General features: G+C 73.2%; 11 protein-coding genes. 4 read left to right on the top strand and 7 right to left on the bottom strand.

The features are described from left to right. Nucleotides 1-32 precede the first annotated feature (32 nt). Nucleotides 33-356, bottom strand: a complete 324-nt coding sequence (locus tag M1E25_RS02110) for a hypothetical protein (protein WP_251408527.1) — start codon at nt 354-356, stop codon at nt 33-35. Nucleotides 357-596: 240 nt separating this feature from the next. Further along, nucleotides 597-2,798 (bottom strand): ATP-dependent DNA helicase UvrD2, encoded by a 2,202-nt coding sequence (locus tag M1E25_RS02115; protein ID WP_251408529.1) that lies wholly within the window; start codon nt 2,796-2,798, stop codon nt 597-599. 203 nt (nt 2,799-3,001) lie between these two features. On the opposite strand from M1E25_RS02115, the gene M1E25_RS02120 reads away from it, so the two are divergent. Further along, complete coding sequence (locus M1E25_RS02120; protein ID WP_251408532.1) at nt 3,002-3,244, top strand: mycoredoxin; 243 nt, start codon at nt 3,002-3,004, stop codon at nt 3,242-3,244. A gap of 217 nt (nt 3,245-3,461) precedes the next feature. Further along, nucleotides 3,462-3,827 (top strand): hypothetical protein, encoded by a 366-nt coding sequence (locus tag M1E25_RS02125; protein ID WP_251408536.1) that lies wholly within the window; start codon nt 3,462-3,464, stop codon nt 3,825-3,827. Nucleotides 3,828-3,852: 25 nt separating this feature from the next. Here the strand turns inward: M1E25_RS02125 and nudC are convergent, their stop codons facing one another. The 5 genes from nudC to M1E25_RS02150 form a co-directional block, all read right to left on the bottom strand. After that, entirely contained in the window at nt 3,853-4,797 is a 945-nt protein-coding gene (gene nudC, locus M1E25_RS02130; RefSeq protein WP_251408539.1) for an NAD(+) diphosphatase, read from the bottom strand. Between the two features lie 76 nt (nt 4,798-4,873). After that, a complete protein-coding gene (locus tag M1E25_RS02135) occupies nt 4,874-6,292 on the bottom strand; it encodes a dipeptidase (RefSeq protein WP_251408542.1) in 1,419 nt (472 codons plus the stop codon). A gap of 95 nt (nt 6,293-6,387) precedes the next feature. Beyond that, nucleotides 6,388-9,963: an ATP-dependent helicase gene (locus M1E25_RS02140; RefSeq protein WP_251408545.1), complete on the bottom strand. Its 3,576-nt coding sequence runs from the start codon at nt 9,961-9,963 to the stop codon at nt 6,388-6,390. 104 nt (nt 9,964-10,067) lie between these two features. Further along, entirely contained in the window at nt 10,068-13,559 is a 3,492-nt protein-coding gene (locus M1E25_RS02145) for an ATP-dependent helicase (RefSeq protein WP_251408547.1), read from the bottom strand. A gap of 157 nt (nt 13,560-13,716) precedes the next feature. Then, entirely contained in the window at nt 13,717-14,088 is a 372-nt protein-coding gene (locus M1E25_RS02150; RefSeq protein ID WP_285830271.1) for an MGMT family protein, read from the bottom strand. 536 nt (nt 14,089-14,624) lie between these two features. Between M1E25_RS02150 and M1E25_RS02155 the strand changes: the two genes are divergently transcribed. Further along, nucleotides 14,625-17,168 (top strand): lysylphosphatidylglycerol synthase transmembrane domain-containing protein, encoded by a 2,544-nt coding sequence (locus M1E25_RS02155; RefSeq protein ID WP_251408555.1) that lies wholly within the window; start codon nt 14,625-14,627, stop codon nt 17,166-17,168. Between the two features lie 226 nt (nt 17,169-17,394). Continuing rightward, a complete protein-coding gene (locus M1E25_RS02160) occupies nt 17,395-19,014 on the top strand; it encodes an alpha/beta hydrolase (RefSeq protein WP_251408558.1) in 1,620 nt (539 codons plus the stop codon). The last annotated feature ends 89 nt before the right edge of the window (nt 19,015-19,103 follow it).

A 19,103-nucleotide genomic window follows, 5' to 3' on the forward strand; every position in this document is an offset into this window, starting at 1 on the left:
CGGCCCTGGAAGGTGCCGACCTGATCTGGTGATCAGGCTGGATCTCTCCAGGGTTCGAGCCCGCGGAAGGCCCGCATCGTGTGGTGCTCGGCCGCAGACGCCGCGCCGAGGGCGAATCCGCCACCGGTCCACGTCTGCTGAAGGTCGGCACCCTTGGCCGCGACGGCATAGGCCGAGACCTCTGCCGCTGCTACTGCCGCCGGTGCCTTGGTCGGTCGGTCATTGACCGCAATGACGCCACGCTCGATGAGACGTGCCTCGAGGGAACCGGCGATGCCGGTACCACGGAGCACAGAGGCGCCGGGCAGGCAGGAGACGACGACCTGACGACCGCGCAGTTTGGTGAAGCTGGTCATGGGAATCGCCTCCTCTCGGCGTCTCGGGGACCGGTGACACCGGTCCGTCTCAGTTCAGTACAGCATGAATTCTGTGGCCCAAGAAGGCCCTGCGTCCTCCGTGTCGGAGGACATCGACCCTCCCCCGGAGGGGTTTTCACCAGGCCTCAACGGCCCGGACAAAGAGCGGATCCTGCCCGTGGAAGAGAACCTATGGGGAATCCCACGGCCCGCGCAAACCATTTTCTCGACAAGTTCGTATCAGTGCTCGTCCGGTTCCGCGGCCTCCTCCACCGCGAGTTCCTGACCTGCACACATGGCCAGAACGGCGGCCCCGAAACGGTCGAGCTTCCGCTTGCCGACGCCGGAGATCGCCCCCAGTTCCGCCTCGGTTCCCGGTACCGCCTCGGCGATGGCCATCAGCGTCTTGTCGGTGAAGACGCAGTAGGCGGGCTGGCCCAGCTCCTTGGCCTCCTGCATGCGCCAGTCGCGCAGCCGCTCGTACAGGGCCTCGTCCAGGTCGGACGGACAGCCCTCGCACCGCATCAGCTTCATCTCACCGGCATCCGTGAGGGTGCGCCCGCAGACCCGGCAGAGGACGGGGCCGCGCTTGCGGCGCCGGGACCCTCCGCCCCGTTCCACACCGCCCTGACCGCCGGGGCCACCGCGGTGGGAGGCGCCCGACCCCGGGCGCAGACCGTCCAGGAACCGGCTGGGCCGGCGCCCGGCCCGCCCGCCGGGGGCACGCGACAGTGCCCACGAAAGGGTGAGGTGCTTCCGGGCGCGGGTGACTCCGACATAGAGGAGCCGGCGCTCCTCCTCGATCTGCTCGTCCGTCTTGGCGTGGGTGAGGGGCATCATGCCCTCGGTCAGGCCGACGAGGAACACGGCGTCCCACTCGAGGCCCTTGGCCGAGTGGAGGGAGGCGAGCGTGACGCCGTCGACCGCGGGCGCGTGCTGGACATTGGCGCGCTCCCCGAGCTCCGTCACGAGATCGGCCAGGGTCGCCTCCGGCCTGCCCCGGGCGAAGTCCTCGGCGAGCCGCACCAGCGCAGCCAGGGACTCCCACCGCTCCCGGACGGCCCCCGATCCGGCGGGCGGCTCGGCGGTCCAGCCGGTGGTGCCGAGCACCGCCCGCACCTGGGAGGGAAGGTCTTCGACGTCATCCAGCAGCGGGTCGTTGCCGCCCGCCCGGGCCGCACCCTTCAGCGCAACGCCCGCCTCCCGGACCTCCGGGCGGTCGAAGAATCGCTCCGCGCCGCGCAGCTGGTACGGCACCCCTTGGTCGGCGAGTGCCTGCTCGTAGACCTCCGACTGGGCGTTGATGCGGTAGAGGATTGCGATCTCCCCGGGACTGACCCCGGCGTCGATCAGCTCGCGGATCCTGCGGGCTGTGCCCTCCGCCTCGGCCGGTTCGTCCGGGAACTCGGTGAAGTGCGGCTCGGGCCCCGGATCCCGCTGTGAGACGAGTTCCAGCCGGTGTTCCGCCGCCCGGCCCCGGGCCTGGGCCAGCAGACCGTTGGCGAGATTCACCACCTGCGGCGTCGACCGGTAGTCGCGGACGAGCTTGACGACGGTGGCGTTCGGGTGTGCGGTCCGGAAGCCGAGCAGGTGGTCCGGGCTGGCACCGGTGAAGGAGTAGATGGTCTGGCTCGCGTCGCCGACCACGCACAGGCTGTCCCGGTCGCCCAGCCACAGTTCGAGCAGCCGCTGCTGAAGGGGGCTGACGTCCTGGTACTCGTCCACCACGAAGTGCTGGTACTGCCCGCGGATCCGCTCCGCGATATCGGGGCGGTCCTGGAGGATTCCCACGGTGAGCAGCAGGACGTCCTCGAAGTCGATCACTCCGCGGTCACGCTTGAGCTGTTCGTAGGCGGCGTAGATCCGGCTGATCTCCGCCGGATCGCGCGGGGCGTCCCGGCCGGCCTTGGCGACGCACGCCGGATAGTCCTCCGGAACGGTCTGGGTGACCTTGGCCCACTCGATCTCGCCGGTCACGTCGCGCAGTTCGGTGCGGTCCAGCCGGATCCGGCACCGGGCACCGGCCTCGGCGACCAGTTGCACCTTGCGCTCCACCAGCCGCGGCAGCTCCCCGCCGACCGCCCGGGGCCAGAAGTACTGGAGCTGGCGCAGCGCCGCGGAGTGGAAGGTGCGGGCCTGGACGCCGTCCGCCCCGAGCTGCCGCAGCCGCCCGCGCATCTCGCCCGCGGCCCGGCTGGTGAAAGTGACGGCCAGCACACTGGCCGGTTGCAGGATCCCGGCGCGCACTCCGTAGGCGATCCGGTGGGTGATGGCACGCGTCTTGCCGGTTCCCGCACCCGCCAGCACGCAGACGGGCCCGTGCAGCGCCGTCGCCACCTCCCGCTGCTCGGGGTCGAGCCCGTCCAGCACCGCGTCAGCGGAGGACGGGGACGAGCGGAAGAGCGCGGAGAGGGCCGGGTCGGTCGCTGGTGTCGGTGTCACACGGCCATGCTGCCAGTTCCCCGGGAGGGCTCGGAACAGTTGTCCACAGCGGGGGTCCGGTGGTCATACGATCCGGGCGGTACGGGGCGCAGCCACCGCACTCCGAGGCCTTCCGGCAGGCCCGGGAATGGGCGGGCGGGCTCGGGCGTTCCCTCCTCGGGATTCCCGAGCACAACCCACGAGACGGACGAGAGCGAGGACCGATGCAGGGGACCGTGACGATGTACAGCACCACCTGGTGCGGCTACTGCCGTCGGCTGAAGAGCCAGATGGAGCGAGAGGGCATCGCCTACACCGAGATCAACATCGAGCAGGACCCCGAGTCGGCAGCGTTCGTCGAGAAGGTGAACGGCGGCAACCAGCTGGTGCCGACGGTGCTCTTCCCGGACGGCTCCGCCCTCCCCAACCCGTCGCTGGCCCAGGTCAAGGCTGCCCTGGCCGGCTGAGAGCCGGCATGCTGCGCGAAGGGCCGGCCCCCATTTGCACCCGGGGACCGGCCCCTTCGTCGTGCTCCCGGTCATGGGCGTCCCCGGGCTGCTCCCCGTGACGACGGGCGGAGCTGCGCAGAGCAGGCCTGATGCGGAGGCCCCCTGCGAGGGCGAAAATGGACACCGGATCGAACGACGTCAAGTCCATCCTCAGGCAGAGTGAGAGGCCTCCGCTATGGATGAGCGCGATCAGCAATGGGGGCCACGACCACCGGAACCTCCCGCATCCCGTGGCCAGCCACGCGAACGCCGTTGGTACAAGTCGTGGTTCCTGTGGTTCTTCCTCGCCGTTCAGTTGGTCTTCATCATCTGGCTGGCCGTGGGATTGGGCGACGCGACCGGCACTCTCCAGGACTGCTCCGGCCTCAGCAAAGAAATTCCCCCGGGCGAAGTCCTGTCCCCGTACGACAAGTGTCAGACCGAAAATGCGGGGACGGAAACGGGCACCACCATCGGCGCAGGCCTCGTGATCGGCCTGTGGGTTGCCGTCGACTTCATCCTTGCTGTCAGCTACGGCATCTACCGGCTCGCCAAGAGGTAATAACCAAACCGGTCCGGAGCCACCGTCAGCGCGGAACGCCCGGGGGCAGGGGTTTGCCGTACCAGAGCTCGACCAGGCGCGCCGCGATCGAGATTCCGGACGGCGGGAGCACCTCGCCCGAGGCGAACGCGGCCTCGAGCTCGTCCCGCGAGAACCAGCGGGCCTCGTGGATCTCCTCGCCGTCCACCAGGATCTCCGACGACGTCGCCCGGGCCATGAACCCCAGCATCAGGCTCGACGGGAACGGCCACGGCTGGCTCGCGACGTACTCGACCGATCCGACGGTGACGCCCGCCTCCTCGGCCACCTCCCGGACGACGGCGTGCTCGATCGACTCCCCCGGTTCGACGAAGCCGGCCAGCGTCGAGAACCGCCCCTCCGGCCAGTGCATCTGGCGGCCGAGCAGCGCCCGGTCCTCCTGGTCCGTCACCAGCATGATCACGGCCGGATCGGTGCGCGGGTAGTGCTCGGCTCCGCAGGCCGGGCAGCGTCGGACGTGACCGGCGGCCGCGATCACGGTCCGCTCGCCGCACCGGGAACAGAACCGGTGCAGCCGCTGCCAGTTCTCCAGAGCCACCGCGTGGGCGAGCAGCGCCGCATCGCGTTCCGACAGCAGCGCACCGACCTCGCGCAGACCGGCGGGCCGCGCCGCCTGGTCCATCCGCCCCGGGAGCGTGTCCTGCTGCAGCGCGAAGTAGCGGACGCCCTCCTCGTCGGTGCCCAGGAAGTACCGGTGCGTCTCGCTGATCGGCGCCTCGAACGCGGGCAGCAGGACGAGTTCGGTGCGCCCGTCGGGGAGGTCCTCGACCAGCGCCTGGCCGCCGGACACCACCAGGACGCGCGTCTTCGGATGGCTCCAGGCCGCGGCGAGCCACGCCTCGTCCAGGCGGTGGTGGGCCGCCCGGTCGATGCCGCTGCGACCGGTGAGCGTGATCGGCCGGATGGAGGTCTGTTCGGTCCTGGTGGTCACGTCTGCTTCCAACTCCCCCTCGGGCGGGTGATCTGCGTGATCGGGGTCGTGCGCCGGCCGTCCGGCGCCGGTTACGTCACCCCGGTGGCGCCCCCTGGACGGCCCGGCCGTGCTCCGCCAGGTCGCTCCAGAGATAGGCGGCCGTTTCGGCGCCCTTCATGAGCAGGTCCAGGCCGACCTTCTCGTTCGGCGCGTGCCATCCGTCGGAGGGGACGGAGATGCCGAGGAACAGCACGGGCGCCCCGAGCACGTCCTGCAGATCGGCCGCGGGACCCGAACCTCCCTCCCGGGTGAAGCGGATCTTCCGGCCGAAGGCCCGGCCCATCGCCCGGACGAGTGACTGCAGCGCCGGATGGTCGAGCGGTGTGAGGCAGGGGCGGGTGGCGCCCCAGAACGTGATCGCGTGCCGGACTCCCGCGGGCAGCTGATCCGCCACCCAGGCGCGTACGGCCTGCTGCACCTTCTCGGCGTCCATGCCGGCCACCAGCCGGAAGGACAGTTTCAGCTGGGCCCGGGACGGAACGATCGTCTTGCCACCGGGGCCCTGGTAGCCGCCGCTGATGCCGTTGACCTCGGCCGTCGGCCGGGCCCAGATCCGTTCGAGGGTGGTGTGACCGCTCTCGCCGAGCGTGGCGTGCGAGTGCGCCGTGCGCAGCCATGCCGTCTCGTCGAAGGGCAGTTCGGCCAGGAGCGCCCGCTCCTCGGCGGTCAGTTCCACCACGCCGTCGTAGAAGCCGGGAACCGCCACCCGGCGGTCGTCGTCGTGCAGAGCTGCGGCCAGCCGCGCGGCCTCCGTGGCCGGATTGGGGACGGCGCCGCCGAACGAACCCGAGTGAATGTCCTGGTCCGGCCCGTACAGGTCGATCTGGCAGTCGGTGAGGCCGCGCATGCCGGTACAGACGGTGGGAGTGTCCTCGGACCACATGCCGGTGTCCGAAACGATCACGCTGTCGCAGGCCAGCCGGCCGGCACGGGAGCGGACGAGTTCCGGGAAATGGGGGGATCCGGACTCCTCCTCGCCCTCGATCAGCAGCTTGAGGTTGACGGCCGGGGCCGTCCGTCCGGTCGCGGCGAGGTGGGCGCGCACGCCGAGGACGTGGAGGAGGACCTGGCCCTTGTCGTCAGCCGCGCCGCGGGCGTACATCTTCCCGTCGCGGACGGCCGGCTCGAACGGTTCGGTGTGCCAGCCGTCCTCCCGGGCCGCCGGCTGAACGTCGTGGTGACCGTAGACGAGCACCGTGGGGGCGCCCGGGTCGCCGGAGGGCCACTCGGCGAAGACCGCCGGGGCGCCCGGCGTCTCCCAGACCTCGACCACGGGGAACCCGGTCTCGCGCAGCCCGGCGGCGAGCCACTCGGCACTTCGGTGTACGTCGACCGCCCTGCCGGGGTCGGCCGATACGGAAGGGATCCGCAGCCAGTCGGCGAGGTCGTCGAGGAAACGGCTGCGATGCTCGGCGATGTACGCGCGGACGGCGCTGTCCGGGGTGCTGCTCATGACTGCGAGCCTATCCGGCCGGGTGGGTGCTCCTGATCCGGCGGGGGCCGGGGGCCGAACGCAGCCCCGCGGGCCGGCCGCATCAGCCGGGCGCGTCAGTCATCGGATTCGCCGAAACCGCCGGAACCGCCGGAGCCGGAGCCGGGCCCGGGAGTGCCCGGATCGCCGGGGTTGTCTCCCGGAGCGCCGGTGCCGCCGAGCAGGATCCGTTCGAGGCCGGTGCGGTCGGGCAGGCCGTCGGGCCGCACCACCTCGCCGCTGCGCACGTACAGGAACGAGGCCGTCACGTCGGACAGCGGAAGGCCGTGCGCCTCGGCCCAGGCCAGGCGGTAGACGGCCAGTTGCAGCGGGTCCGCGTCGTGGGCACGGTTCGTCTTCCAGTCGACGATCTCCCAGCCCGCCGGGCCCCCGGGCCCGTGGTCCGCCGCGGCATCATCGGCGTCACGGCCACGGTAGACGGCATCGACCCGGCCGCGGATCACCCGGCCCGCGAGGGTGAGCGAGAACGGCCACTCCACGCGGTGCGGGTTCCGGCGGGCGTACGGAGTGCGCTCGAACGCCCGTTTGAGCTCTTCGAGGTCCCGCTCGTCCGTGATCTGCGCCCCGGGCTCGTCGGGGAAGAGGTCCGGCAGTTCTTCGGGCCCGAGCAGCGGCACCTCCTCGAACCGCGACTCCACCCAGGCGTGGAACCGCGTGCCCCGGCGGGCGGCGGGCTGGGGCGGGCGGGGCATGGGACGGGCCAGCTCGCGGGCGAAGCCCTCCGGGTCCGACGCCAGCCGCATCAGCTGGGAAGCGCTGAGTGCGGCCGGCACCGGCACGTCCCGGACGGTGGCACGGGCGCGCCGGAGTTCCCCGGCGAGGGCGTCCAGGTCCCGGTCCCAGGACGCCACCGCACGGGCCTCCTCGGGCGTCAGGGTGGTGTCCTCCCCCGGTGGCCGCCCCGGACCGCGCGGGGCGGGCAGCCGGGGGGCACGGGAAGGAGCTGCCCCGGCGGGCGGTGCGTCCGATGGGTGCGGAACGGCGAAGCCGGGTGCGAGGTCCCGGTTCGACGCGCCGCTGCCCGCCCGGCCCGGGTCGCTGCCGCCTACCGCGTCGCCGCTGCCGGTGGGGTGAGGGCCGTGTGTCCCGTGCGCGATGTCGGCGTCCCGCGGCCCTGCAGGGGCCCGGTCCAGACGGTCCAGCACCGCCCGCGCCGCCCGGCGCCGCAGGCTCAAGGCCTCCGGATCCAGCGGCAGCGGCCAGATCCCCTCTTCGGTGCTCTTGGCGAAGGCCGGGTTCTCCTCGCCCGGCGGCGGCGCGTCCGCCCACGCCTCGACCTCGCCGTGCCCGGCCTCGCAGTGCTCGCGGAGCGCGTCGAGGAACACGGAGGGGCCGCGCGGTTTCTTCTGTTCCGGGCCCCACCAGTGACCGGATCCGAGCAGCAGCGACCGCGGGCGGGTGAACGTCACGTATCCCAGGCGCAGTTCCTCGGTCCCCTGATGCTCCTTCATCGCGGTCTTGAACGCGGACATCCCCCTGCTCGTCCAGTCCTCGGTATCCGGCAGAGTGGCGGCGTCCCCGCGCAGCGCGTGCGGGAGGACCTTGGCGTTGGCCGTCCACGACTCGCGCGCCCGCTCGCTCGGGAACTGTCCGGCCACCAGCCCGGGGACGGCGACCACGTCCCACTCCAGTCCCTTCGACTTGTGCGCGGTGAGGACCTTGACGGTGTCGCCGGTGCCGGGCAGCGCATGGTCGAGGCCCTTCTCGTACTGCGCGGCGGTGCGGAGGAAGCCGAGAAAGGCCAGCAGGGTGGCCTCGCCGTCCAGGGAGGCGAACGATGCGGCGATGTCGAGGAAGCCTCCCAGGGTCTCGCGCCGCCGAGCGGCAAGCGCGTGCGGGGACGCCGAGAGTTCGACCTCGAGCCCGGTGACGGCCAGCACCCGGTGGAGGACGTCCATCAACGGGTCGCCGAGCGAGCGCCGCAGGTCCCGCAGTTCGGCGGCGAGGCGGGCGAAGCGGACCCGGGCCGCGGCGGAGAACGGCAGCGCGTCGGCCTCCTCGTCCCCGTCGGGTGCGAGGAACGTGTCGAGGGCGTCCGCGAGCGAGACGACCTCGGCCGGGTCGACACCCTCGACGGCCTCGGCGAGCCGCCGGTCCACGTCGTCGTCGGGCTGCGGACCCGCAGTGCGCGGCGCCACGAGTGCGCGGGCCCGGCGGCCGAGCAGGGCAAGGTCGCGCGGCCCGATGCGCCACCGGGGACCGCTCAGCAACCGGACCAGGGACGCGTTGGCGGTCGGGTCCTGAAGCACCTCGCACACGGCGACCAGGTCGGCGATCTCGGGCAGGTGAAGCAGGCCGGACAGCCCGACGACCTCGACCGGAACGTCCCGTTCGACCAGGGCTCCCTGGATCCTGGCGAAGTCCCCGGCGGTGCGGCACAGCACGGCGATCTCCCCCGGCGGGGTGCCGGTGCGGACCAAGTGGGCGACCGAGTCGGCGAGCCAGGCCAGTTCCTCGGCATGGGTGGTCAGCAAGGCGCAGCGGACGATGCCGTCCCGCTCCGCGCCGGGGGCAGGGCGCAGCGCCTCGACACCGGCGTGCCGGGCCCGCAGCGGTGCGGCCAGGCGGTTGGCGAGGTCGAGGAGCCGGCCGCCGCTGCGGCGGTTCTCACTGAGGGCGAAGCGCCGGGCGGGGCTGCCGTCGGCGAAGGGGAAGTGCTCGGGAAAGTCGTCGAGGTTGGCCACGGACGCACCGCGCCAGCCGTAGATCGCCTGGCAGGGATCGCCGACCGCGGTGACGGCGTGCCCCGTGCCGTCACCGAACAGGGATGCCAGGAGCAGACGTTGGGCCACGGAGGTGTCCTGGTACTCGTCGAGCAGGACGACGGCGAATTCCTCGCGCAGCTGGCGGCCGACCTCGGGGTGCGCGCGGGCGAGTGCGGCCGAGAGGGCGATCTGGTCGCCGAAGTCGATCAGGTCGTGGCGGCGCTTCTGCTCGCGGTAGGCGGCGGTGAGGCCGAGCAGTTCGAGACGGGCGCGGGCGGCCTCGGGGACCTTGCGCAGGTCGGCGTTGCCGAGCTTGACGGTTTCCAGCGCGCGCAGCAGTGCGGTGTCGTGGGCGCGCAGCCGCTCCGGGGGGACGAGGTGTTCGGCGAGTTCGCCGTCGAGGGCGAGCAGGTCCTCGACCAGTCCGGGGAGGGATTTCGTGAGGGCGGGATACGGTCCGGTGGCTTCTCGGAGCACCTTCGCCGCCAGCTGGAAGCGGGTCGCGTCGGCGAGCAGCCGGGTGGTGGGTTCCAGGCCGATGCGCAGGCCGTGGTCCTTGAGCAGCCGGCCGGCGAAGGCGTGGTAGGTGGAGATCTCGGGTTCGCCGGGGATGTCGTCGGAGTTGCCGGGGGACGCCGGATCGGGGTCCGTGACCCCTGCCGCGACGAGTGCGCGGCGGACGCGTTCGGCCAGCTCGCCGGCAGCCTTGTTGGTGAAGGTCAGACCCAGGACCTGTTCGGGGGCGACCTGCCCGGTGCCGACGAGCCAGACGACGCGCGCGGCCATCACCGTGGTCTTGCCGGAACCGGCTCCGGCGACGATCACCTGCGGGGCGGGCGGAGCGGTGATGCAGGCCGTCTGTTCCGGGGTGAACGGGATCCCGAGGAGCTCCTTGAGCTGCTCGGGATCGGTGAGGTGCGCGGTCACCCCCCGAGGCTAGCGGCGGCCACCGACAGCCTCGGCCGGGGGCGGGGCGCCTGCGGACCCGGACGGGTGCGGGGGCGGGGGCGGGGGGCCTGCGGCGCTGCGGGTCACTCGACGACGTGCCGGCCCTCGGGCAGGGCGGAGCACGAGCTGCGGAAGGAGCAGGTGCGGCACTGCGGACCGGTGCTGGGGGCGAACCGTTCGTCGAGGACCCGTCCGGCGGCGGTGGCCAGCAGCTCGCCGACCCAGGTGTCGCCCCGGTGCCGGTCGGCGTCCCCGCCGCCGTCGACGGCATCGGCCACACCGGCCGACGGCGGCTGGGTCTGGACGGCGGGCAGCGCGTCGCCGCCCTCCTTCTTCGGGGCCCCCAGCCGCAGATGCACCAGTTCGGCGCCGCCGGGGCCGGGGGTGCGGCCGCCGAAGACCGGGTCGACGGCTCCCTCGCGCACCGCCAACTGGTAGACGGCGAGCTGCGGATGGCGCTCGACCTCCGGGCCGGACGGCTTCTGCCGGCCGGTCTTGAAGTCGACGACGTAGGCGCGGCCGGCGGCGTCCGTCTCGACCCGGTCCATGCTGCCGCGGATCCGGACCGCGTGGTCCCCGGCCTCCAGGGTGACGTCGAAAGCGTGCTCGGTGGCGACGGGTGTGCGTCCGGCCCGGTCCATCACGTGCCAGCGCAGGAAGCGTTCGACGGCCGCCCGCGCGTTCTCCTTCTCCTGCTGCGACTTCCAGGGCGCGTCGAAGGCCAGCCCGTCCCAGACCGAGTCCAGCCGTTCCATGAGGACGGACAGATCGGCGGGCGTGCGGCCCGAGGCCACCTCGTCGGCCAGCACGTGGACGACGTTGCCGAACCCCTGGGCGGCCGTGGCAGGTGCGTCCGCCTTCACCTCCCGCCCCAGGAACCACTGCAGCGAGCAGCCGTTCGCCAGCTGGTCCAGGGCGCTGCCCGACAGGGCGACGGGACTGTCCCGGTCGCGCAGCGGCACCTCGTTGCTGGTGGCGTCCAGCAGGCCCCACCAGCGGTACGGGTGGGCCGCGGGGACCAGCGGCCGGCCGTCCCCGGCCCCGTCGTCGTCCGTCAGCGCGGCCAGCCGGGCGAGCCGCGACACCGCGGCCTCGCGCAGGGCCGGAGAGGCCCCCGGGTCCACCGTGGTGGCACGCAACTCGGCGACCAGGGCCGCCACAAAGAGCGGGCGGCGCGGGCGCTGCGCGACGTCGGTCGGCTCCGCCCCCAGCTCGCGCAGGAAACGGGAGGGCTGGTCGCCGTCCTCCGCCGGGGCCTTCACCGCCGTGACGACGAGCCGCTCGCGGGCACGGGTGGCCGCGACGTAGAACAGCCGCCGCTCCTCGGCGAGCAGCGCGCCCGGCGGGAGGGGCTCGGCGAGGCCGTCGGGGCCGATGCGGTCCGCCTCCAGCAGGGAGCCGCGGCGGCGCAGGTCGGGCCAGAGCCCTTCCTGGACACCGGCTACGACGACGAGCCGCCACTCCAGGCCCTTGGACCGGTGCGCCGTCATCAGCCGGACCGCGTCGGGGCGGACGGTGCGGCGGGCCAGGGTGTCGGCGGCAATGTCCTGGGCGTCCAGTTCCTCGAGGAAGTTGAGGGCACCCCGGCCCCCGGTCCGCTCCTCGGCCCGGGCGGCGGTCTCGAACAGCGCGCAGACGGCGTCGAGATCGCGGTCCGCGTTCCGCCCGGCCGCGCCGCCCCACCGGGCCGCCCGCTCGAGCCGCTGGGGCCATGTGGTCCCGTCCCACAGCGTCCACAGCGCCTCCTCCGCCGTGCCTCCGGCGGCGAGCAGGTCACGGGTGCGGCGCAGCAGCAGACCGAGCCGCTGGGCGCCGCGGGCATGCGCGGGGTCGTGGGCGACCAGCCGTTCCGGTTCGGCGAGGGCCTCGGCGATGAGCGCGTCGGAGGGCCTGGGGAGGGGACGGCCCGCCGCGCGCTCCTCGTCCCGCAGCGCACGGCCGAGCCGCCGCAGGTCGGAACTGTCCATGGCCCCCAGCGGGGAGGTGAGCAGGGTCGTCGCGGTCTCGACGTCGATCACCGGGGTGTCGGCCGCCTCACCGGAATCCGGCGGGACAGACCGCTTCGGGCCGCCGGGCAGTGCGGCGTCGGCGGCCACCCGCAGCGCGGTGAGCAGCGGGGCGACGGCCGGCTCATGGCGCAGCGGCAGGTCGTCGCCGTCCGTCTCCACGGGTACGCCGGCGGAGGCGAGGACCCGGCGCACGGACGGAATGGACCGCCCGCCGGCCCGGACCAGTACGGCCATCTCGTTCCACGGGACGCCGTCCTCGAGATGGGCCCGCCGCAGGATGTCGGCGACGTTGTCGAGTTCGGCTCCGGCGGTCGGGTACGTGAACACCTCGACCCGCCCCGGAGCGCCCTCCGCCTCCGCGTCGTCGGTGCTCGCGGGCACCAGGTCGCGGTGGGCGCGTACGGCTTCCGCCGGCAGCCTGGGCAGCGGCATGCGGCGGGTGAGGAGGCGGCTGGCGGCCAGCAGCGCCGGACGGGAGCGGCGGGAGGTGCCGAGCACCTCGACCGGCGCGGGGGTCCCGTCGGGCTGCGGGAAGGCCCGGGGGAAGTCGAGGATGCCGTTGATGTCCGCGCCCCGGAAGGCGTAGATCGACTGGTCGGGGTCGCCGAACGCGACGAGGGTCCGGCGGTGGCCGGTGCCGGGCGTGTGCTCCCCCGCGTGCGCCGGCGCCGCGCCGCGGGGTGCACCGGGCCGCCGGACGACACCCGGGTCGCCCGCGAGCGCGCGGAGCAGCCGCACCTGTGAAGCGTCGGTGTCCTGGTACTCGTCGACGAACACGGCGTCGTAGCGGGCGGCGAGTCGTGGACCGACGTCAGGCTGCTCGGCGAGCAGGACCGCGCGGTGCACGAGCTCCGCATAGTCGAGCACTCCCTGCGCGTCCAGGACATCGAGGTACTCGGCAAGGAAGGACGCCGCCGCGTCCCAGTCGGGACGCCCGGTCCGGCGGGCGAACGCGGCCAGCGCGTCCGGGCCGAGGCCCAGTTCCCGGCTGCGCGCCAGCACCGCGCGCACCTCGTCGGCGAACCCACGGGTGGTGAGACAGGCCCGCAGCTCAGCGGGCCACTGGACGCCGCCGCGGCCGTCCCGCTCCAGTTCCGGCTGCCCGGCGAGCAACTCGCGTACCACGACGTCCTGCTCCGGTCCGGACAGCAGCCGCAGGGGATCGGCGAACAGTTCGGCGTCCTGGTGGGCGCGCACCAGCGCGTAGCAGTAGGAGTGGAAGGTGGTGGCGAGGGGACCGGTCCGGCCGCTCAGCCGGGCCGCCATCCTGTCCCGGAGTTCGACGGCCGCCTTGCGGCCGAAGGTGAGGACGAGGATGCGCTCCGGATCGCAGCCGCTGCGCACGCGCCGGGTGACCGCCTCGACGAGGGTCGTGGTCTTGCCGGTGCCGGGGCCGGCGAGCACGAGCAGCGGTCCGCCGGTGTGCTCGACGACCGCGCGCTGCCGCGGGTCGAGGACCGGAGGGGCCGGAGGCTCGGGCGGGGTGCGCACCAGACGGTATGCGCCGGGGTCCGGCCGCCGGGCCTGCCCCGGGAGCGGCCGGAGGGACGGGGTGGAGGTGCTCACATGGATCGCCGGTCCTGGGTTCGTGCCGGGGAGTCGTGCCGGTCGTGCTGGTTGCCGTGCTGTCGCCGGGCCCTGCGGCGGGCGTGTAAGGGGCCCGGCGAGACTACGCCGGACGGAAGCGCGGTCGCCGCATCGGGCCCGGGATGGCGGGAAGCTGTCAGATGTGAGCACCCTCCGTCCGGCCGCCGTCCGCCGAACCGTCCCACCGGGCCAGAGCCATGTCGATCCGCGGTATGTGTCCGGCCGCCGCCGCAGACGCGCCGCGCAGTGGCGTGCCCTCCCGCCGGTAGTGGGCGAGGGCGCGCTGCTCGTGTCCCGGGAGCAGGACGCCGTCGGCCCGCACGACGCGCCACCAGGGGGCGGATCCGCCGTACAGCGCCATGACCCGGCCGACCTGGCGCGGCCCGCCCTCGCCGAGCCATTCGGCGACGTCCCCGTAGGTCATCACCCGGCCGGGCGGGATCGTGTCGGTGACATCGAGCACGCGTTCCGCGTAAGCGGGCAGTTCCGGGTCGTTCATCCGCCCCATCCTGCCGCATGCCACCGACAGCGGGAGCTGTCCTTCACGGACGGCGACCCGTTCCGTCGGCATGGGCACTCCGTGCACGGCCCGTCGCGGAAATACACCCTCATGCCCACCTGCGGGGTCCTCTCGTGCCACCATCATCCGGGCGGTGACTGGTGATACGAGAACGAAGAGAATCGACCGGACAGAGCGGGCAGCCGTGCGAGGCGGGCGGCCCCGGCACTCCGGCATGCCCGGACCCTGCCGGTTCGGACCGTCCCGGCGGTTGCGCGACACCGCCCGGGCGGGGGGCTGACGTCCCCCGGGGCGGCGGGACGCAGCGCCCGGGCTCCGGTGCGGCCCCGTCGTGCCGGGACACCGGGAACGGCACCGGGGGCGCGGGCGACGACACCGGGGCCGGCGGGAAGCACGACGATGTACGGCCCCCCGACGCCGGCGCGGAGGACGACGCCGGCGGGCCGCGCTGCGATCCGGCCGAATGCGACGGGACGGCTCACATCGACCGGGTCCCCGGCGACGAGCCGCTGCTGCCGGCCCGGGTGCACCGACCCTCGGACCTGGTGCGGCTGCTCGTCGGCATCCTGAGCATCGCCGTGGTACTGGGAATCGCCGCCGTGGCCCACGGCACGACGGCCGGCCTGGAGAAGGACATCGGCAAGGGTGCGGGCCAGACCCCGGCCCTGCTCATCGGCTTTGCGGGCTTCGCCTCCAGCGTCGCCGTCCTGATCGTGCCGGTCGCCTTCGCCGTCGAACGGTTGATCAAGCGCGACGGTCTGCGGATCGCCGACGGCGTGCTCGCGGCCGTCCTCGCCCACGGCGTGTCCCTCACCACGGACCTCTGGGTCGCCGAGGCGGCGCCGGACTCCATCCGGGACGCGCTCACCCAGCAGGCGCCCAGCGGCGACGTCACCGACCCCGTGCACGGCTACCTCGCGCCCGTCATCGCCTACATGACGGCGGTCGGCATGGCGCGGCGGCCGCGCTGGCGGGTGGTGTTGTGGGCCGTGCTGATCCTGGACGCGTTCGCTGTCCTCGTCGGCGGCTACACCACGCCGTTCTCGATCATCGTCACCGTACTGATCGGATGGACGGTCGCCTACGGGACGCTCTACACGGTCGGCTCGCCCAACGTCCGCCCCACCGGCCAGACCCTGCTCGCCGGGCTGCGCAGGGTCGGCTTCCGTCCGGTGAGCGCCCTGCGTGCCGAGGAACCGCCGGATGCCGAGCGCATGGACCGCGGCCGCCGCTACATCGTCACGCTGGAGGAGGGGCCGCCGCTCGACGTCACCGTCGTCGACCGCGAACAGCAGGCCCAGGGCTTCTTCTACCGCGTGTGGCGGCAGCTCGCGCTGCGCGGTATCACCCAGCGCCGGAGCCTGCAGTCCCTGCGTCAGGCGCTGGAGCAGGAGGCGCTGCTCGCCTATGCGGCGATCGCGGCCGGGGCCAACGCACCCAAGCTGATCGCGACGTCCGAACTCGGACCGGACGCCGTGATGCTCGTGTACGAGCACACCGGCGGGCAGACCCTGGACTCGCTTCCGGACGGGGCGATCACCGACGATCTGCTGCACAGCGCCTGGCGCCAGGTGCAGGCCCTGCAGTCTCGGCGCATCGCCCACCGGCGGCTCGTCGGCGACTCGGTGCTGGTGGACCGTGACGGAAACGTCGTGCTGACCGACCTGCGCGGCGGGGAGATCGCCGCCGGCGACCTGGTGCTGCGGATGGACGTGGCGCAGCTGCTCACGACGCTCGGCCTGCGGGTCGGGGCGGAGCGGTCGGTGGCGGCGGCGGTCGAGGTGCTCGGACCGGACGCGGTCGCCGACAGCCTTCCCCTGCTCCAGCCCATCGCCATGAGCCGGGGCACCCGCTCGACCCTGCGTCGACAGGCCAAGGAACGGGCCCAGCGGGAGCGCGAGGCCGTGCTGGAGGCTTCGCGCGAGGCGCGGGAGCAGCAGGAGGGCGAGGAGCCCGCGGTACCGGCCGACCGCAGGATCCTGCTGGCCGGTAAGAGCTCCGAGAAGAAGGCCGAGCGCAAGGCCGAGAAGAAGGCCATCGACGAGGCCCTGGAGGAGGCGCGTGAGGAGGATCTGCTCGCCCGGATCCGACGGCAGGTGCTGACGATCCGTCCCCAGGCTCCGGTCGAGCCGGCCCGGCTGGAGCGGATCCGCCCGCGGACCCTCGTCACCTGGGTCGCGGGCGCCTTCGCCGCCTACTTCCTGTTGTCGCAGATCACCCACGTCCGGCTGGGCGCGGTGATCAGCGAGGCCAATTGGGCGTGGGTTGCGGCCGCGTTCGTGTTCTCGGCGCTGAGTTATGTGGCCGCGGCGATGAGCCTGCTCGGTTTCGTTCCGGAGAAGGTGTCGTTTTTCCGCACGGTCCTGGCGCAGGTGGCCGGCTCGTTCGTGAAGCTGGTCGCTCCGGCTGCCGTCGGCGGCGTGGCACTCAACGCCCGGTTCCTGCAGCGGGCCGGAGTGCGTCCCGGCCTGGCGGTGGCCAGCGTCGGCGCGTCCCAGCTGTTCGGGCTGGGCAGCCACATCCTGCTGCTCCTGACGTTCGGCTACGTGACCGGGACGGAACACGCCTCGTCGTCGCTGTCACCGTCCCGCACCGTGATCGCGGGTCTGCTCACGGCCGCTGTCCTGGCTCTCGTGGTGACCGCGATTCCGGTGCTGCGCAAGTTCGTCGTCACCCGGGTACGGGCGCTGTTCGCCGGTGTCGTACCGCGCATGCTGGACGTTCTGCAGCGGCCGCAGAAGCTCCTCACCGGAATCGGCGGGATGCTGCTGCTGACAGCGATGTTCGTGATGTGCCTGGACGCGTCGATCCGGGCGTTCGGCGGGGAGCTGAGCTACGCCACGATCGCGGTGGTGTTCCTCACCGGAAACGCTCTGGGGTCGGCGGCGCCGACGCCCGGCGGCGTGGGCGCGGTGGAGGCGGCGCTGATCGCGGCGCTCACCCTGGCCGGGCTGCCCTACGAGATCGCGGCGCCCGCGGTGCTGCTGTTCCGGTTGATGACGTTCTGGCTGCCGGTGCTCCCGGGCTGGCTCTCGTTCAGCCATCTGACCCGGAAGGGCGAGATCTGAACGACGCCCTGCGGGGCTCGGGGCCCGGGCCCGGCACGCCGGGGCCCTCTCCACGGCCTGCTGCGCGCACCCGGCTCGGCGCGCAGGGGCCTGCGCGACCGCCGCTCCCGCCACCGGTGAGGAACTCACCCTTCCGTCCGCGAAACGGGCAGGCGCCGGGCGGCGCGCCGGACCGCCCGGATCTACAGTTCGACGGACAGGAGAGAGCAAACCGGGAGAATGCGTCATGCCCCCAGGCTCCAGGCCCGCCCGGGCCGTGGCACTGACGGCGGCGACTGCGCTGGCCGCCGCCGTCATCGGTGGCTGCACCGGGGGCGGCGACGAGCCGACGGGGTCCGCGAGCCGGCCGGAGGCGTCCGCGGCGACCGGACCGGTCCCGGCCCTGCCCGGCTCGCTCACCGGCCAGCGTCTCCGCTGGAAGCCGTGCGGCCCGCCCACCGTCCTCCAGGGGGACACCGGAACCGGCGCGCCGCAGCCCCTGCAGGGCACACGCTGGGAGTGCACGTCGATGAGGGCGCCGCTCGACTACGCCCGTCCCGACGGCAGGACGATCGACCTGGCGCTCATCCGGGTGAAGGCCGATCCGAAGGACGGGGAGAAGCGGATCGGCTCGCTCATCTTCAACTTCGGCGGCCCGGGCAGTTCCGGGGTGGCCACCCTCCCGGCGTTCGCCGAGGAGGACTACCGGCAGCTGCACACCCGCTACGACCTGGTGAGCTTCGACCCCCGCGGCATCGGGGCGAGCGCGCCGGTCCGATGCCTCGACGACAAGCAGCTCGACGCCTGGAACGCGTCCGACGGCACCCCGGACGACAGGGCCGAGGAGAAGGCGTACGTGCGCGACGTCGCACGAGCAGCGGCGGCCTGCGCGAAGAACTCGGGCACGCATCTCCCGTACCTGGGCACGGTCAACGCCGCGCGCGATCTCGATCTGATGCGCCAGGTCCTCGGCGACGACGAACTCCACTACTTCGGCATCTCGTACGGCACCGAACTCGGCGGCGTCTACGCCCACTTGTATCCGAAACGGGTCGGCCGTGCAGTCCTGGACGCCGTGGTCGACCCCACACAGGCCCCCGAGGAGGGTTCGCTCGCCCAGGCGAAAGGGTTCCAGCAGGCGCTGGACGCCTTCCTCGAGGACTGCGCCGGGCAGGGCTCCTCGTGCCCGGTCGGGAAGGACCCCGAGGAGGGAGAGCAGAAGATCACGCAGCTTCTGGACCGGCTGGACGAGGAACCGCTGCCCACCAATTCCGGGCGCGACCTGACCCAGACCCTGGCGATGAACGGCATTCTCCAGGCGCTGTACTCGAAGGACCTCTGGCCGGTTCTGCGGCAGGCCCTGCAGGAGGCGAGGCAGTACGACTCGGGAAGTCTGTTGCTCGTCCTCTCCGATGCGCTGACCGGCCGTGACGAGGAGGGCCGCTACAACAACTCCCAGGCCGCGCACTCCGCCGTGGTGTGCGCGGACACCGAACGGCGCTACACCGCCAAGGACGTGGAGGACGCGCTTCCGGAGTTCCGCAAGGCCTCCCCCGTCTTCGGCGAGCTCCTTGCCTGGGGACTGCTCCAGTGCACGGACTGGCCGGTGGCCGGGCAGCAGGGCTCGACCGAGGTCGGGGCGGAGGGCTCGGCTCCGATTCTCGTCGTCGGCAACACCGGGGATCCGGCCACCCCCTTCGGCGGCACCGGGAAGATGCTCGAGGAACTGGGGCCCGGCGTGGGTGTCGAGCTCATCTGGAAGGGCCAGGGGCACGGCGCCTACGGCAGCAGCCGCTGCGTCGAGGACAAGGTCAACGGCTACCTGCTCGACGGCCGGGTGCCCGCGAACGGCACGGTCTGCCCGTGAACGCCACGCGGCCCGTGGCACGCAGCGGACCGGGTCCGTCCGCCTCGGCGGACGGACCCGGTCCGGCACCGGGCACCTGGCAGGTCCCC

It is taken from the genome of Streptomyces meridianus, assembly GCF_023703325.1.
Lineage (GTDB): Bacteria > Actinomycetota > Actinomycetes > Streptomycetales > Streptomycetaceae > Streptomyces > Streptomyces meridianus.

What these genes read in the sequence shown, in the direction of transcription:
- M1E25_RS02110 (WP_251408527.1), bottom strand. Translation starts at nt 356, where the DNA reads ATGACCAGCTTCACCAAACTGCGCGGTCGTCAGGTCGTCGTCTCCTGC.
- M1E25_RS02120 (WP_251408532.1), top strand. Translation starts at nt 3,002, where the DNA reads ATGCAGGGGACCGTGACGATGTACAGCACCACCTGGTGCGGCTACTGC.
- M1E25_RS02125 (WP_251408536.1), top strand. Translation starts at nt 3,462, where the DNA reads ATGGATGAGCGCGATCAGCAATGGGGGCCACGACCACCGGAACCTCCC.
- M1E25_RS02135 (WP_251408542.1), bottom strand. Translation starts at nt 6,292, where the DNA reads ATGAGCAGCACCCCGGACAGCGCCGTCCGCGCGTACATCGCCGAGCAT.
- M1E25_RS02150 (WP_285830271.1), bottom strand. Translation starts at nt 14,088, where the DNA reads ATGGGGCGGATGAACGACCCGGAACTGCCCGCTTACGCGGAACGCGTG.
- M1E25_RS02160 (WP_251408558.1), top strand. Translation starts at nt 17,395, where the DNA reads ATGCCCCCAGGCTCCAGGCCCGCCCGGGCCGTGGCACTGACGGCGGCG.